At 60.9% G+C, this 15792-nt stretch carries 12 protein-coding genes; 9 read left to right on the top strand and 3 right to left on the bottom strand.

What is annotated here, in order from left to right; translation table 11 throughout:
* Window positions 1-739: 739 nt before the first annotated feature.
* Window positions 740-940: a nucleoid-structuring protein H-NS gene (locus tag AB4Z20_RS27530; RefSeq protein WP_258691295.1), complete on the bottom strand. Its 201-nt coding sequence runs from the start codon at window positions 938-940 to the stop codon at window positions 740-742.
* 903 nt (window positions 941-1843) lie between these two features.
* On the opposite strand from AB4Z20_RS27530, the gene AB4Z20_RS27525 reads away from it, so the two are divergent.
* The 9 genes from AB4Z20_RS27525 (at window position 1844) to AB4Z20_RS27485 (ending at window position 14547) form a co-directional block, all read left to right on the top strand.
* On the top strand, window positions 1844-3445 hold the full coding sequence (locus tag AB4Z20_RS27525) for an ABC transporter substrate-binding protein (RefSeq protein ID WP_253471604.1): 1602 nt from the start codon (window positions 1844-1846) through the stop codon (window positions 3443-3445).
* A 255-nt stretch (window positions 3446-3700) separates the two neighbouring features.
* Window positions 3701-5326, top strand: a complete 1626-nt coding sequence (locus AB4Z20_RS27520) for an ABC transporter substrate-binding protein (RefSeq protein ID WP_320389903.1) — start codon at window positions 3701-3703, stop codon at window positions 5324-5326.
* A 393-nt stretch (window positions 5327-5719) separates the two neighbouring features.
* Window positions 5720-7321 (top strand): ABC transporter substrate-binding protein, encoded by a 1602-nt coding sequence (locus tag AB4Z20_RS27515; RefSeq protein WP_214511234.1) that lies wholly within the window; start codon window positions 5720-5722, stop codon window positions 7319-7321.
* A 173-nt stretch (window positions 7322-7494) separates the two neighbouring features.
* Window positions 7495-8910 (top strand): OprD family porin, encoded by a 1416-nt coding sequence (locus AB4Z20_RS27510; protein ID WP_214511233.1) that lies wholly within the window; start codon window positions 7495-7497, stop codon window positions 8908-8910.
* A 75-nt stretch (window positions 8911-8985) separates the two neighbouring features.
* Entirely contained in the window at window positions 8986-10581 is a 1596-nt protein-coding gene (locus tag AB4Z20_RS27505) for an ABC transporter substrate-binding protein (RefSeq protein WP_442091141.1), read from the top strand.
* Between the two features lie 74 nt (window positions 10582-10655).
* Window positions 10656-11666 (top strand): ABC transporter permease subunit, encoded by a 1011-nt coding sequence (locus AB4Z20_RS27500; RefSeq protein ID WP_003197774.1) that lies wholly within the window; start codon window positions 10656-10658, stop codon window positions 11664-11666.
* 10 nt (window positions 11667-11676) lie between these two features.
* The gene (locus AB4Z20_RS27495; protein ID WP_214511231.1) at window positions 11677-12588 is read left to right on the top strand and encodes an ABC transporter permease subunit; all 912 of its coding nucleotides are present in this window, start codon (window positions 11677-11679) and stop codon (window positions 12586-12588) included.
* A gap of 10 nt (window positions 12589-12598) precedes the next feature.
* Entirely contained in the window at window positions 12599-13567 is a 969-nt protein-coding gene (locus AB4Z20_RS27490) for an ABC transporter ATP-binding protein (RefSeq protein ID WP_053118412.1), read from the top strand.
* The gene (locus AB4Z20_RS27485) at window positions 13567-14547 is read left to right on the top strand and encodes a peptide ABC transporter ATP-binding protein (RefSeq protein ID WP_028237338.1); all 981 of its coding nucleotides are present in this window, start codon (window positions 13567-13569) and stop codon (window positions 14545-14547) included. The genes AB4Z20_RS27490 and AB4Z20_RS27485 overlap by 1 nt, the downstream gene beginning before the upstream one ends.
* Before the next feature lie 166 nt (window positions 14548-14713).
* On the opposite strand, the gene AB4Z20_RS27480 is transcribed toward AB4Z20_RS27485, so the two are convergent.
* Entirely contained in the window at window positions 14714-14971 is a 258-nt protein-coding gene (locus tag AB4Z20_RS27480) for a hypothetical protein (protein ID WP_253471596.1), read from the bottom strand.
* Window positions 14972-15685: 714 nt separating this feature from the next.
* The coding region (locus AB4Z20_RS27475; protein WP_442090604.1) for an IS3 family transposase at window positions 15686-15792 on the bottom strand (107 nt) is incomplete at its 5' end.

Below are 15792 nucleotides of genomic sequence, written 5' to 3'. Positions count from 1 at the left end.
CTCGGTGTGCCCTCACTCCGGCATTGCTCCGTGGGCCGCCGCGAAGGGCCATCCATGGCCCAGCGCGGCTACCTCGGCATCCATGCCGAGGTGCCCACTGCGCAATGCCTGCGTTCGGCCATCGTGGTTAACGGGGCGCCCCAGATCAAGATCAAAATCGAGGCGGCCTTATAGCCGACCTGGCTCTCCCGGTCATACACTCGTCAGTTCTGTGGGAGCAAAGCTTGCTCGCGAAGAGGCCAGCACATCCAACATCTTCATCGACTGAACCACCGCCATCGCGAGCAAGCTCGCTCCCACAAGGGGTTTGTGGCGAGCACAGGATTTTTGAACGCTCGAGAACCCTGTGGGAGCGAGCTTGCTCGCGATAACGGCAGCACAGCCCACATCACCGCCAACTGACCCTCCGCTATCGCGAGCAGGCTCGCTCCCACATGGATTTACAGGTGTTCACAGCCTCTGTACACGACACAAAAACCTGTGGGAGCGAGCCTGCTCGCGAAGACGTCAGCACAGCCCACATCACCGCCAACTGACCCTCCGCCATCGCGAGCAAGCTCGCTCCCACATGGATTTACAGGTGTTCACAGCCTCTGCACACAACACAAAAACCTGTGGGAGCGAGCTTGCTCGCGATAACGCCGGCACAGCCAACATCACCGCCAACTGACCCTCCGCTATCGCGAGCAAGCTCGCTCCCACAGGAGGAACACGGTCTTACCAAGAGCCAGGTCGGCTGTTAGGCCGCCTCGCGGTGGACGTTGATCTCGGGCGCCCCGTTAACCACGCTGGCCGAACGCAGGCATTGCGCAGTGGGCATCCCGGCATGGATGCCGGGATAGCCGCGCTGGGCCATGGATGGCCCTTCGCGGCGGGCCCACGGAGCAATGCCGGAGTGAGGGCACACCGAGCCAAAGCGAGGTGCCAAGTGGTGGGGCATATAGCGTTTTGCTTACTTTTGCGCTTCTCAAAAGTGAGCCGCCGTCAGGGCGGAACCCTAAGTGGCCGTTACCGCAGCAATGGATATGTACTCAATCAGACCGCCATCGCGAGCAAGCTCGCTCCCACAGTTTGATCGACGTACAACCGGGAGACAGGTCGGCTATAAGGCCGCCTCGCGAGCAAGCTTTGCTCCCACAGGTCCTGCTCAAACAGATCTGATGGGTGTACGACCGGGGGAGCCAGGTCGGCTACTAGGCCGCCTCGCGGTGGACGTTGATCTCGGGCGCCCCGTTAACCACGCTGGCCGAACGCAGGCATTGTGCAGTGGGCATCCCGGCATGGATGCCGGGATAGCCGCGCTGGGTCATCGATGGCCCTTCGCGGCGGGCTCACGGAGCAATGCCGGAGTGAGGGCATGCCGAGCCTAGGCGAGGCACCGAGTGGTGGGGCAGGAGCGCTTTGGTTACTTTCGACTGGGCCGGCTTCCGGGCTTTTCGAAAGTGACCCGCCGTCAGGGCGGAACCCGAAGTGGCCGTTACCGCAGCAATGGATATGTACTCAATCAGACCGCCATCGCGAGCAAGCTCGCTCCCACAGTTTGATCGACGTACAACCGGGAGACAGGTCGGCTGTCAGGCCGCCTCGCGAGCAAGCTTTGCTCCCACAGACCTGACGGGTGTACGACCGGGAGAGCCAGGTCGGCTGTCAGGCCGCCTCGCGAGCAAGCTTTGCTCCCACAGACCTGACGAGTGTACGACCGGGAGAGCCAGGCCGGCTGTAAGGCCGCCTCGTCCAAGAGGCTATACCCAAACCCAACGGTCCCCCTCACTTTTCGATATTTCCAACACCCCCACCCGCAACGCTACTCTCCTGAAAACCTCACCACCCCCCAAGGGATTTCATGGACAGAACCACCTTCAAGCCCCTCCTGCTCACCCTGGCCCTGATCAGCAGCGCCCCAATGGCCCAGGCCGCCACCACCCTGGTCTACTGCTCCGAAGCCAGCCCCGCCGGGTTCGACCCCAGCCAATACACCAGCGGCACCGACTTCGACGCCTCGGCCGAAACCGTCTTCAACCGCCTCACCCAATTCAAACGCGGCGGCACCGAAGTCGAACCCGGATTGGCGACGAGCTGGGACGTATCCCCCGATGGCTTGGCCTACACCTTCCACCTGCGCGACGGGGTGAAATTCCACACCACCGACTACTTCACCCCCACCCGCGAGTTCAACGCCGACGACGTGCTGTTCACCTTCCAGCGCCTGCTCGACCCCCAACACCCGTTTCGCCAGGCCTATCCCACCGAGTCGCCGTACTTCACCGACATGGGCCTGAACACCACGATCAAAAGCGTCGAGAAAGTCGACGAACACACCGTGCGCTTCAACCTGAACAACGTCGATGCCGCCTTCGTGCAAAACCTGGCGATGAGTTTCGCCTCCGTGCAGTCCGCCGAATACGCGGCGCAGTTGTTGAAGGAAGGCAAGGCCGGCGACCTCAACCAGAAACCCGTCGGCACCGGGCCGTTCGTGTTCAAGCGCTACCAGAAGGACTCGCAGATCCGCTACGCCGCCAACACCGCGTACTGGAAACCCGAGGACGTGAAGCTCGACAACCTGATTTTTTCCATCACCCCGGACGCCGCCGTGCGCCTGCAAAAGCTCAAGCGCGGCGAATGCCAGGTCAGCGGTTACCCGCGCCCGGCCGACATCGAGGTGATCGAGCAAGACCCGAACCTGCAAGTGCTCAAGCAGCCCGGTTTCAATCTGGGTTTCCTGGCCTACAACGTCACGCACCCGCCCCTGGATCAGCTCAAGGTCCGCCAGGCGCTGGACATGGCCATCGACAAGCCGGCGATCATCAAGGCCGTGTACCAGAGCGCCGGGCAGCTGGCCCAGAACGCCTTGCCGCCGGCCCAGTGGTCGTTCGACCCGACCATCCAGGACGCGCCTCATGACGTGACCAAGGCCAAGGCGCTACTGAAGGAGGCCGGAGTTGCGCCCGGTACAACCATCGATTTATGGGCGATGACGGTGCAGCGCGCCTCCAACCCCAATGCGCGAATGTCTGCACAGATGATCCAGCAGGATTGGGCCAAGATCGGGATCAAGGCCAACATCGTCAGCTATGAATGGGGCGAGTACATCAAGCGTGCAAAGAATGGCGAACATGATGCAATGATCTACGGCTGGACCGGCGACAACGGCGACCCCGACAACTGGCTGGGGGTGCTGTACAGCTGCGCGGCGGTCAAGGGCAGCAACTACGCCAAGTGGTGCGACCCGGCGTATGACCGCTTGATCCAGCAGGCCAAAGTCTCGACAGACCGCCAGAAACGGATCGATTTGTACCAACAAGCGCAGAAAATCCTCAAGCAACAGGTGCCGATCACCCCGATCGCCAACTCCACGGTATTCCAACCGATAAACAGGCAAGTGGTGGATTTCAAACTCAGCCCATTCGGCCTCACGCCCTTCTACGGCGTGGGTTTGAAGAAGTAACACCTGCCCATTTCCAGTGCGCTGCGGCCGCTCAACGCACCGGGAAAGGGCGCTATTTGCCCCGAAAAAACACGCGCAAACGATCAAATGCGCCGGAAGTTACACAGATGCGACATTAAGGTACGTTCGTGCCACTGTTTCGGACTTGTGACCGTTCTGGATCTTGCATTGGGTATGGGGCCTGCATAAGTATCGGCAGGACGACTCACGAGGTCGCCCTCAAATCAAAAAATGACAACAAATCATGAGGCCAACATGCTTAAACAAGCGGTCATTCCGTTTTTAGTCGGCGCGAGCTTATTAGCCAGCGCACCTTTCGCCCAAGCCGCGACTAACCTGGTGTTCTGCTCCGAAGGGAGCCCGGCCGGTTTTGACCCTGGTCAGTACACCACCGGAACCGACTTCGACGCCTCTGCAGAGACCATGTTCAACCGCCTGACCCAGTTCGAACGTGGCGGCACCGCCGTGATTCCTGGCCTGGCGACCAAGTGGGATATTTCCGAAGACGGCCTGACCTACACCTTCCATCTGCGAGAAGGCGTCAAGTTCCATACCACCCCGTACTTCAAGCCGACCCGCGAATTCAACGCCGACGACGTGCTGTTCACCTTCAATCGCATGATCAGCAAGGATGACCCGTTCCGTAAGGCCTACCCGACCGAGTTCCCGTACTTCACCGACATGGGGATGGACACCAACATCACCAAGATCGATAAAGTCGACGACCACACTGTCAAGTTCACCCTCAAGGATGTCGACGCCGCGTTCATCCAGAACATGGCCATGAGCTTCGCCTCGATCCAGTCCGCCGAATACGCCGCCCAGTTGCTCAAGGAAGGCAAGGCCCCGGACATCAACCAGAAGCCAGTCGGCACCGGCCCGTTCGTGTTCAAGAGCTACCAGAAAGACTCCAACATCCGCTACACCGGGAACAAGGACTACTGGAAGCCTGACGACGTGAAGATCGACAACCTGATCTTCGCCATCACCACCGACCCGTCGGTGCGCATGCAGAAACTCAAGAAAAACGAATGCCAGATCACCCTCTTCCCACGCCCGGCCGACCTCAAGGCCCTGAAGGAAGATAAAACGCTGAAGATGCCTGACCAGGCGGGTTTCAACCTGGGCTACATCGCCTATAACGTGATGGACAAGATCAAGGGCAGCAACGAGCCGAACGTGCTGGCCAACCTGAAAGTCCGCCAGGCGCTGGACATGGCGGTCAACAAGCCGCAGATCATCGATTCGGTCTACCAGGGCGCCGGCCAGTTGGCCGTCAACGCCATGCCGCCGACCCAATGGTCCTACGACACCACCATCAAGGACGCCAAGTACGACCCTGAGAAAGCCAAGGAGCTGCTCAAGGAAGCCGGCGTCAAGGAAGGCACCAACATCACCCTGTGGGCGATGCCGGTCCAGCGTCCGTACAACCCGAATGCCAAGCTGATGGCCGAGATGCTGCAGTCCGACTGGAAGAAAATCGGCCTGAACGTCAACATCGTCAGCTACGAATGGGGCGAGTACATCAAGCGTTCCAAAGGTGGCGAGAACCAGGCGATGATCATCGGCTGGAGCGGTGACAACGGTGACCCGGACAACTGGCTCAACGTGCTGTTCGGCTGCGACTCGCTGGCCGGCAACAACTTCTCCAAGTGGTGCGACAAGAAATTCGACGATCTGGTCAAGCAAGCCAAGCGCACCTCCGACCAGTCCAAACGCACCGAACTGTACAAACAGGCACAACACGTCCTCAAGGATGCCGTGCCAATGACACCTATCGCTCACTCGACGGTGTATCAACCCATGCGCGCCAACGTGCAGGATTTCAAGATCAGCCCATTTGGCTTGAACTCCTTCTACGGCGTCAGCGTCAGCAAATAAGGTGACCTGTGGCGAGGGAGCTTGCTCCCGCTGGGCCGGTCCGACGCTTCGGGCGTAGCGGCTCCTTTTTAAGCGCGATGGCGGTGTACCAACAACACCATCGCGAGCAGGGCTCGCTCCCACGGCATGCCGTTGCTTTAAGCCAAGACTCAGGAAATCGCCTACATCCAAAAGCACTGCATACCACAGCAGTTGGTTTAGGACGTATCGCCTTTTCCCACAAGTCTTTCAGGCATTACGCATTTACCGCCTGGCCCACGACTCCTACCGTCGAGGCCTGGACGGCGTGCTGATCCTGCGGCATCGCGACGCAATGGAATGAGCTCAGTGCTCCGGGTCCCCGGAAGGACACCGGTTCACTGTTAAAACACCCAGAACGAGAGAGGGAGCGTCATGCGCCATACCTTGGTTTTATCCGCATTGCTGGGCACCGGCCTGCTGGCCGCGACCTCCGCAGCCCAGGCCGCTGGCGGCAGCCTGGTGTTCTGTTCAGAAGGCAGCCCTGCCGGTTTCGACACCGCGCAATACACCACGGCCACCGACAACGATGCCGCCGAGCCGCTGTACAACCGCCTGGCCGAGTTTGAAAAAGGCGCGACCAATGTCGTCCCCGGCCTGGCGACCAGCTGGGACATTTCCGAAGACGGCCTGAAGTACACGTTTCACCTGCGCGAAGGCGTGAAGTTTCATACCACCGACTACTTCACACCGACCCGGGATTTCAACGCCGACGACGTGCTGTTCACCTTCAACCGCATGCTTGATCCGCAGCATCCGTTCCGCAAGGCCTACCCCACCGAGTTCCCGTACTTCAACGGCATGAGCCTGAACAAGAACATCGCCAAGGTGGAAGCGACCGGGCCGTTGACCGTGGTCATGACTCTCAACAGCGTGGACGCCGCGTTCATCCAGAACATCGCCATGAGTTTTGCCGCGATCCTGTCGGCCGAGTACGCCGACCAGTTGCTCAAGAACGGCAAGCCGAGCGACATCAACCAGAAGCCGATCGGTACCGGGCCGTTCGAGTTCAAGAGCTACCAGAAAGATTCCAACATCCGCTACGTCGCCAACCAGCAGTACTGGGCGCCGGAACGGGTCAAGCTGAACAACCTGATCTTCTCCATCAACACCGACGCGTCGGTACGGGTGCAGAAGCTCAAGGCCAACGAATGCCAGGTCACCCTGCATCCGCGTCCGGCCGACGTACCAGCCTTGAAGAACGACCCCAAGTTGCAGTTGATCGAGAAGCCCGGTTTCAACCTGGGCTACATCGCCTATAACACCCGCCACAAGCCGTTCGACCAGGTCGAAGTGCGCCAGGCGCTGGACATGGCGGTGAACAAGCAAGGCATTCTCAATGCCGTGTATCAGGGCGCGGGGCAACTGGCGCAGAACGCCATGCCGCCGACCCAATGGTCCTACGACGACACCATCAAGGACGCGCCCTACAACCCGGAAAAAGCCAAGGAATTGCTCAAGGCCGCCGGGGTCAAGGAAGGCACCGAAATCACCCTCTGGGCCATGCCCGTGCAGCGTCCGTACAACCCCAACGCCAAGCTGATGGCCGAAATGCTCCAGGCCGACTGGGCCAAGATCGGCCTGAAAGTGAAGATCGTCAGCTATGAATGGGGCGAGTACATCAAGCGCACCAAGAACGGCGAGCACGACATCAGCCTGATCGGCTGGACCGGCGACAACGGGGACCCGGACAACTGGTTGGGCACGCTGTACAGCTGCGACGCCATTGGCGGCAACAACTACTCCATGTGGTGTGACCAGGACTACGACAAGCTGATCAAGCAGGCCAAGGTCGTCACCGACCGCGACCAGCGCACCGTGCTCTACAAACAGGCCCAGCAGTTGCTCAAGCAGCAAGTGCCGATCACCCCTGTTGCCCACTCGACGGTCAACCAGCCGCTGAGTGCCAAAGTCGAAGGGTTCAAAGTCAGCCCCTTCGGTCGCAACGTGTTCTCGGGCGTCAGCCTGAACCCATAACCGCTTAGCCATACAGCGAGGGCTTCCCCTGGAAGCCCTCACGCAGACGTCTTGCCTGAATTCGCCGATCAGGCGCCATGCAAACGTTTGCTAGCTGTGAATGAGTTGCAAAAACCAATAGCCGTATCACCTAAAAAGACCGGCATTAAAAAAGAAAGAAAGGAGCGTTACCCATGAAACTGAGCAGCACCGCGATACTGGCCCTGGCCATCAGCAGCATCACCGCCACGGCCTATGCAGAATCCCAGAGCCAGGCGGTCACCCCGGTGACCCTCAAGACCACCAGCGAGCAAAGCGAAGCCAAGGGCTTCATCGACGGCCAATCCATCAGTGGCAGCACGCGCAACTGGTACGCCAACGAGCAATTCAAGCGCGGCGCGAAACTCACCTATCGCAAGAACGGCGAAGCACGCGAGACCGACCGCCGCATCAACTGGCTGCAAGGCACCATCATCAAGTACAACTCGGGCTTCACCGAAGGCACCGTGGGCTTCAGCACCGAACTGGCCGCCTACAACGTCATCGCCCTGGACCAGGATCGCAAGGACCTGGCGTCCAACAATGGCGGTGCCCCGACCACCCGTCCTGGTGCCGGCAACAACCGTACCCTGACCCGCGAAGGCGGCGACGCCGTGGGCCAGTGGAGCAAACTGGGCCTGGCCAACGTCAAGGCCCGCGTTTCCAACACCACCCTGACTGCCGGCCGCCAGAACTTCAGCAGCCCGATGGTCGACGTCATCGGCAACCGTGCCCTGCCCTCCAGCTTCCAGGGCGTGAGCCTGCACAGCGAAGAGTTCGAAAACCTGGGTTTCGACATCGCCACCTTCGACCGCAACTCGCCACGTACCGAAGAGAGCCAGCGCAAATTCCGTTCCGAATACGGCGACAGCAGCGTTGAAACCGATCACGTCAACACGGCAGGCATCACCTACCAGCCTCTGGCCAGCCTGAAAACCAGCCTGTGGGCGACCCAGGCCGAAGACCTCTGGAACCAGTACTACTTCGGCGCCACCCATGAACTGGGCGACAGCTCGGTGCTGAGCCTGACCACCGGCCTGAACTACTACAAGACCGTGGATTCGGGCAAAAGCAAACTGGGCGAGATCGACAACGACACCTACTCCCTGTCGTTCGGCCTGACGCATCAGGCCCATAGCCTGACCTTCTCCTACCAGGAAGTGAACGGTAACGAGTACTTCGACTACCTGCACGAAACCAACGGCATCTACCTGGCCAACTCCCTGCTGTCGGACTTCAACGGCCCGAACGAGAAATCCTTCCAGATCGCCTACGGCCTGAACATGGCCGAATACGGCGTGCCGGGCCTGAAGTTCAACATCTACCAGGCTCGCGGCTGGGGCATCGACGGTACTCACTACAACAGCACCGGTTATAGCGATGTCCGCGCCATGGACGGTGAGCACCACTACGAATACGGCATCGGCGCGTCCTATGCCGTACAAAGCGGCCCACTGAAAGCCACCGCGGTCCGTGCGACCTACACCGCACACCGCGCCAGCGAAAACCAGGCCGACGGCAGCCTCAACGAGTTCCGCCTGGTCACCACCATTCCGTTCAACATTCTCTAAACTGCCACTGGGCGGTCGACTCACAAGGTCGCCCGTCCGGTCTTTTGCCATTTACCCGATTGCAGAGGATTGACGATGAACATGATCCCCCTACGCGCCGCCATCGCCGCCGCATTGCTGAGCGTCGCCGTTGGCGCCACGGCCAAACCCTTGGTGGTTTGCACAGAAGCCAGTCCGGAAGGCTTCGACATGGTCCAGTACACGACTGCAGTCACCGCCGATGCCGTGGCGGAAACCATTTTCAATCGCCTGGCCGACTTCAAGCCCGGCACCACCGAGGTGATTCCGGCCCTGGCCGAATCCTGGGACATCAGTGACGATGGCCTGACGTACACCTTCCACCTGCGCAAGGGCGTCAAGTTCCACACCACCGACTACTTCAAGCCGACCCGCGACATGAACGCCGACGACGTGGTCTGGAGCTTCCAGCGCCAGCTGGACCCGAACCACCCGTGGCACAAACTGTCGAGCGTGGGCTTCCCCTACTTTGAAAGCATGGGCTTCAAGGAACTGCTCAAAAGCGTCGAGAAAGTCGACGAGCACACGGTCAAGTTCAGCCTGACCCGCCGCGAAGCGCCATTTTTGGCCGACATCGCCATGGCCTTCTCCTCGATCTACCCGGCCGAATACGCCGACCAGTTGCTCAAGGCAGGCAAGGCCGGGGACCTCAACAGCAAGCCGGTCGGCACCGGGCCGTTCGTCTTCCAGCGCTACAACAAGGACGCCCAGGTTCGCTTCAAGGCCAACCCGGACTACTTCCGTGGCAAGCCGCCGGCCGATGCGCTGGTATTGGCCATCGCCACCGACAACAACGTGCGCATGCAGAAACTCAAGACCAACGAGTGCCAGATCGCGCTGTACCCCAAACCCGATGACATCCCCAGCATCAAGAAAGACCCGAACCTGAAGGTCGCCGAGCTGGATGCGATGACCGTTTCCTACACCGCCCTGAACACCAGCCACAAGTACATGAGCGACGTGCGGGTGCGCAAAGCCATCGACCTGGCCTTCGACAAGGAAGCCTACGTCAACGCACTGTTCGGCAAGGGCAACGCCACCGTAGCGGTCAACCCGTACCCACCGACACTGTTGGGCTTCAACCACGACCTGAAGAACCCGACCCGCGACCTGGACAAGGCACGCCAGTTGCTCAAGGAAGCCGGCGTGCCGGAAGGCACCGTGTTCACCCTGTTCACCCGCAACGGCGGCGGCCCGACCAACCCCAACCCGATGCTCGGCGCGCAGATGATGCAGGCGGACCTGGCCAAGGTCGGGATCAAGGTCGACATCCGCGTGATGGAATGGGGCGAAATGCTCAAGCGCGCGAAAAACGGCGAGCACGACATGGTCTCCGCCGGATGGGCGGGCGACAACGGCGACCCGGATAACTTCCTGACGCCTATGCTCAGTTGCGAGGCCGCCAAGAACGGCGAAAACTACGCGCGCTGGTGCAACGAGAAGTTCCAGGCGCTGATCGACCAGGCTCGCGCCACAGTGAACCCCGAGGAGCGCATCAAGCTCTATGAGCAGGCCCAGGTGATTTTCAACCAGGACCAACCCTGGATCAGCATGGCCCACACCCGCATGTTCACTGCAATGCGCAACAACGTAGAGGGCTACGTGATTAGCCCGCTCACCACCAACAACTTCGCCACCACCCAGGTGAAGTAGATAAGAAAACGCCCGGCAACCCTAACCCAGGGATTGCCGGGCACGCCTAACCGGCTGATGAGGTACACCTGAAGATGTTTAGTTTTATTGCCCGCCGACTGGGATTATTGATCCCCACGTTCTTCGGCATCACCTTGCTGACCTTCGCGTTGATTCGCATGATCCCCGGCGACCCCGTGGAAGTGATGATGGGCGAACGTCGGGTCGATCCCGAAATGCATGCACAGGCAATGGAACGCCTTGGCCTCAACAAACCGCTGTATGCCCAGTACCTGGACTACATCGGCAAACTGGCCCACGGCGACCTCGGCGAATCGCTGCGTACCCGTGAAAGCGTATGGACCGAGTTCAGTTCACTATTTCCCGCGACCCTGGAACTGTCCATGGCCGCGCTGTTGTTCGCCGGTATCCTGGGCCTGCTGGCCGGGGTGATCGCGGCACTCAAGCGAGGGTCCCTGTTCGACCATGGGGTGATGGGCATCTCCCTGGCGGGGTATTCGATGCCGATCTTCTGGTGGGGCCTGATCCTGATCATGTTCTTCTCGGTGTCCCTGGGCTGGACGCCAGTGTCGGGACGGATCGACCTGCTCTACGACATCGAGCCGAGAACCGGCTTCATGCTGATCGACACCTTGTTGGCCGATGAGCCGGGCGCGTTCCTCGATGCGCTGCACCACCTGATCCTGCCGGCCATCGTGCTGGGCACCATTCCGCTGGCGGTGATCGCCCGCATGACCCGTTCTTCGATGCTCGAAGTACTGCGCGAAGACTACATCCGCACCGCCCGCGCCAAGGGCCTGTCGCCGTCGCGCGTGGTGTTCGTGCACGGCCTGCGCAACGCGCTGATCCCGGTGCTGACCGTGGTCGGCCTGCAGGTCGGCACACTGCTGGCCGGTGCGGTCCTGACCGAAACGATCTTCTCCTGGCCGGGCATCGGCAAGTGGCTGATCGAAGCTATCGGCGCCCGGGACTATCCCGTGGTGCAGAACGGCATCCTGTTAATCGCCTGCCTGGTGATTCTGGTCAACTTCGTCGTGGACATCCTCTACGGCTTTGCCAACCCACGCATTCGTCACCAGCGCTGAGATCAAAACCATGAGTACTCCAACTACCGCGGTAGCAGTCGATCAAAGCCTGCTGTACCCGTCCCCGTACAAAGAATTCTGGCACGCGTTTTCCCGCAACAAGGGCGCCGTGGCCGGGCTGCTGTTCATGATCCTGGTGGTGTTCTGCGCGCTCTTTGCGCCGTGGGTCGCGCCTCACGACCCGAGTGAGCAATACCGCGACTTCCTGCTGACGCCGCCGGCGTGGCTTGAAGGCGGGCAGATCCAATTCCTGCTGGGCACCGACGAGCTGGGCCGCGACTTGCTGTCGCGCCTGATCCAGGGTTCGCGCCTGTCGCTGCTGATCGGCTTGTCGTCGGTGGTGATGTCGCTGATCCCGGGCATCCTGCTGGGACTGTTCGCCGGGTTCTTCCCGCGCCTGCTCGGCCCGACCATCATGCGCCTGATGGACATCATGCTGGCCCTGCCTTCGCTGCTGCTGGCCGTGGCGATCGTCGCCATCCTCGGCCCTGGCCTGATCAACACCGTGATCGCCATCGCCATCGTTTCGCTGCCGTCCTACGTGCGCCTGACCCGTGCCGCCGTGATGGGCGAGCTGAACCGCGACTACGTGACCGCCGCCCGCCTGGCCGGTGCCGGCCTGCCACGCCTGATGTTCATCACCGTGCTGCCTAACTGCATGGCCCCGCTGATCGTCCAGGCGACACTGAGCTTTTCCTCGGCGATCCTCGACGCCGCCGCCCTGGGCTTCCTCGGCCTCGGCGTCCAGCCGCCGACCCCGGAGTGGGGCACCATGCTGGCTTCGGCCCGCGACTACATCGAACGCGCCTGGTGGGTCGTGAGCCTGCCTGGCTTGACCATTTTGCTCAGCGTGCTGGCAATCAACCTGATGGGCGACGGGCTGCGCGATGCGCTGGACCCGAAACTCAAGAATGCCGCCTGAGGAGATTCCCATGTCACTGCTAGAAATCAAGAATCTCAACGTCCGCTTCGGCGACGCCACCGCTGTGCCGGTGGTCGACGGCCTGGACCTGAGCGTGGAAAAAGGCGAAGTCCTGGCCATCGTCGGCGAATCGGGCTCGGGTAAATCCGTGACCATGATGGCGCTGATGGGGCTGATCGAGCACCCCGGCATCGTCACCGCCGACGCGCTGAACTTCGACGGCAAGAACATGCTCAAGCTGAGCAACCGCCAGCGCCGGCAGATCGTCGGCAAAGACCTGGCGATGGTCTTCCAGGACCCGATGACCGCGCTCAACCCCAGTTACACCGTGGGCTTCCAGATCGAAGAAGTCCTGCGCCTGCACCTGAAGATGTCCGGCAAGGCCGCCCGCAAACGCGCCATCGAATTGCTGGAAAAAGTCGAGATCCCCGGCGCGGCCAGTCGCATGGACGCCTACCCGCATCAACTGTCCGGCGGCATGAGCCAGCGTGTGGCGATTGCCATGGCGATTGCCGGCGAGCCGAAGCTGCTGATCGCCGACGAACCGACCACCGCCCTGGACGTGACCATCCAGGCGCAGATCATGGACCTGCTGCTGGCCCTGCAAAAAGAACAGGACATGGGCCTGGTGCTGATCACCCACGACCTCGCCGTGGTGGCTGAAACCGCCCAGCGCGTGTGCGTGATGTACGCCGGCCAGGCCGTGGAAGTCGGCCAGGTGCCCGAACTGTTCGACATCCCCGCCCACCCCTACAGCGAAGCGCTGCTGGCGGCGATTCCGGAGCACAGCATGGGCGCCGAGCGCCTGGCGACCTTGCCCGGCATCGTGCCCGGTCGCTACGACCGTCCACAAGGTTGCCTGCTGTCGCCGCGCTGCCCGTACGTGCAGGACAACTGCCGTCAACAACGCCCGGCCCTCGATCCGAAATCCAACAGCCTCGCCCGCTGCTTCTACCCGTTGAACCAGGAGGTGGCGTGATGGCCGTCGTACTTACCGCCCGTGACCTGACCCGTCATTACGAAGTGTCCCGCGGCATGTTCAAGGGCCATGCGACCGTGCGCGCCCTCAACGGTGTGTCGTTCGAACTGGAAGCCGGCAAGACCCTGGCCGTAGTGGGCGAATCCGGCTGCGGCAAATCCACCCTCGCCCGGGCCCTGACGCTGATCGAAGAGCCGTCCTCCGGCTCCTTGAAAATCGCCGGCCAGGAAGTGACCGGCGCCAACAAGGCCGAACGCAAGCAATTGCGTAAAGACGTGCAGATGGTCTTCCAGAGCCCGTATGCGTCCCTCAACCCACGGCAGAAAATCGGTGATCAACTGGCCGAGCCATTGCTGATCAACACCAGCCTGTCGGCCACCGAGCGACGGGAAAAAGTCCAGGCGATGATGAAGCAGGTGGGCCTGCGCCCCGAGCATTACCAGCGCTACCCGCACATGTTCTCCGGCGGCCAGCGCCAGCGCATCGCCCTGGCCCGCGCCATGATGCTGCAACCCAAGGTGCTGGTGGCGGACGAACCGACGTCAGCGCTGGACGTGTCGATCCAGGCCCAGGTGCTGAACCTGTTCATGGACCTGCAGCAGGAATTCAACACCGCCTACGTGTTCATTTCCCACAACCTGGCGGTGGTGCAGCACGTGGCCGACGACGTGATGGTGATGTACCTCGGCCGTCCGGTGGAAATGGGCCCCAACGAGTCCATCTACAGCCGCCCGCTGCACCCGTACACCCAGGCGCTGCTGTCGGCCACCCCGACCATCCACCCGGACCCGAACAAGCCGAAGATCAAGATCGTCGGCGAACTGCCCAACCCGCTCAACCCGCCGTCCGGCTGCGCCTTCCACAAGCGCTGCCCGTACGCCACCGAGCGCTGCAAGACCGAAGAACCGGCGTTGCGGCCACTCGATAACCGTCTGGTGGCGTGTCACTACGCCGAGCAGTTTCTCGACGGTGCGGCGTAAGGCATAAGGAAAAGGCAGATAGAGCACTTGTGGCGAGGGAGCTTGCTCCCGCTGGGCCGCGAAGCGGACCCAAAACAGCCTCCCCGGTGTATCAGCCTGACACATGAAAAAACCCTCCCCCGACCAGCTGTTTGATCGGGTAGGAGGGCTTTTCTTTCCAAGGGTCTTAAGTCTGGCTATCACCCTCTTCATTTTCATCTTCATCACCGTCCGGCGTATCGATTGGCGCGCCATCATCGTCCTCGCCATCATCCGGATCATCGGCGTCCGAATCGGACGCAGCAAGCATCAACTCACCCTGCGCCACCGAGCCACTCGACGCGTGCTGCTCGTGCTCATCGCATTCCGCCCACGCGGCGGTGGAACCCAGGGACAGCATCACCAAGACCTTCAGCAAAAACATCATGCGTAGCAGCTTGTTCATAGCCAATTCCTTCTTTTCCGGATAAAGCCGGGGGCCTGACGGCGCTCAAGAAAATCTAGTTCTGAACAGGCCGGTTCACCAGATAGGACGCTCCAGAACCACCATAAATGCCACCGCCCGACAGATTGGTTTCGAATAAGCGTTATCTCCAAACCTGCTAACGCCAGGAACCCATGTGGGAGCAAGGCTTGCCCGCGATGGCGCCCGTACATTCAGCCCCCCCGCTATCGCGAGCAAGCTTTGCTCCCACAGGGGATCTGTGCCGAACACAAGTTTCTTGCCCACTGAAGATCCACAGGGGCTATGGATAACCGGGAGATTGAGGACTGACACAAGACAAGTGTGGGAGCGGGCTTGCTCGCGAAGAGGCCGGCACATCCAACATCCTGGCAAGCTGACCCACCGCTTTCGCGAGCAGGCTCGCTCCCACAGGGGCTATGGATGACCGGGAGATTGAGTACTGACACAAGACCAGTGTGGGAGCGAGCCTGCTCGCGATGACGGCGGTACATCCAACATCCAGGCAAGCTGACCCACCGCCATCGCGAGCAAGCTTTGCTCCCACAGAGGGATCTGTGCCGAACACAAGTTTCTTGTCCGCTGAAAATCCAGTGTGGGAGCGAGTTTGCCCGCGAAGAGGCCGGCACATCCAACATCCAGGCAAGCTGACTTGCTGAGGTGGTCAACTTTTTCCGGACACCTCAATCGGTGTTTTCAGGCTGTTTGCCGCTCGTACTGATTGGGCGGCAAATAGTCTAACGATGAATGCATTCGTCGTTCATTGTAGAACCGCACAATGTAATCCGTGACGTCCTTGATTG

Origin of the sequence: Pseudomonas sp. KB_12 (genome assembly GCF_052114545.1) — a bacterium.
GTDB classification, from domain to species: Bacteria; Pseudomonadota; Gammaproteobacteria; order Pseudomonadales; family Pseudomonadaceae; genus Aquipseudomonas; species Aquipseudomonas brassicacearum.
The sequence above is the reverse complement of the archived record's forward strand: the minus strand, read 5'-3'. Positions and strand labels throughout refer to the sequence as shown.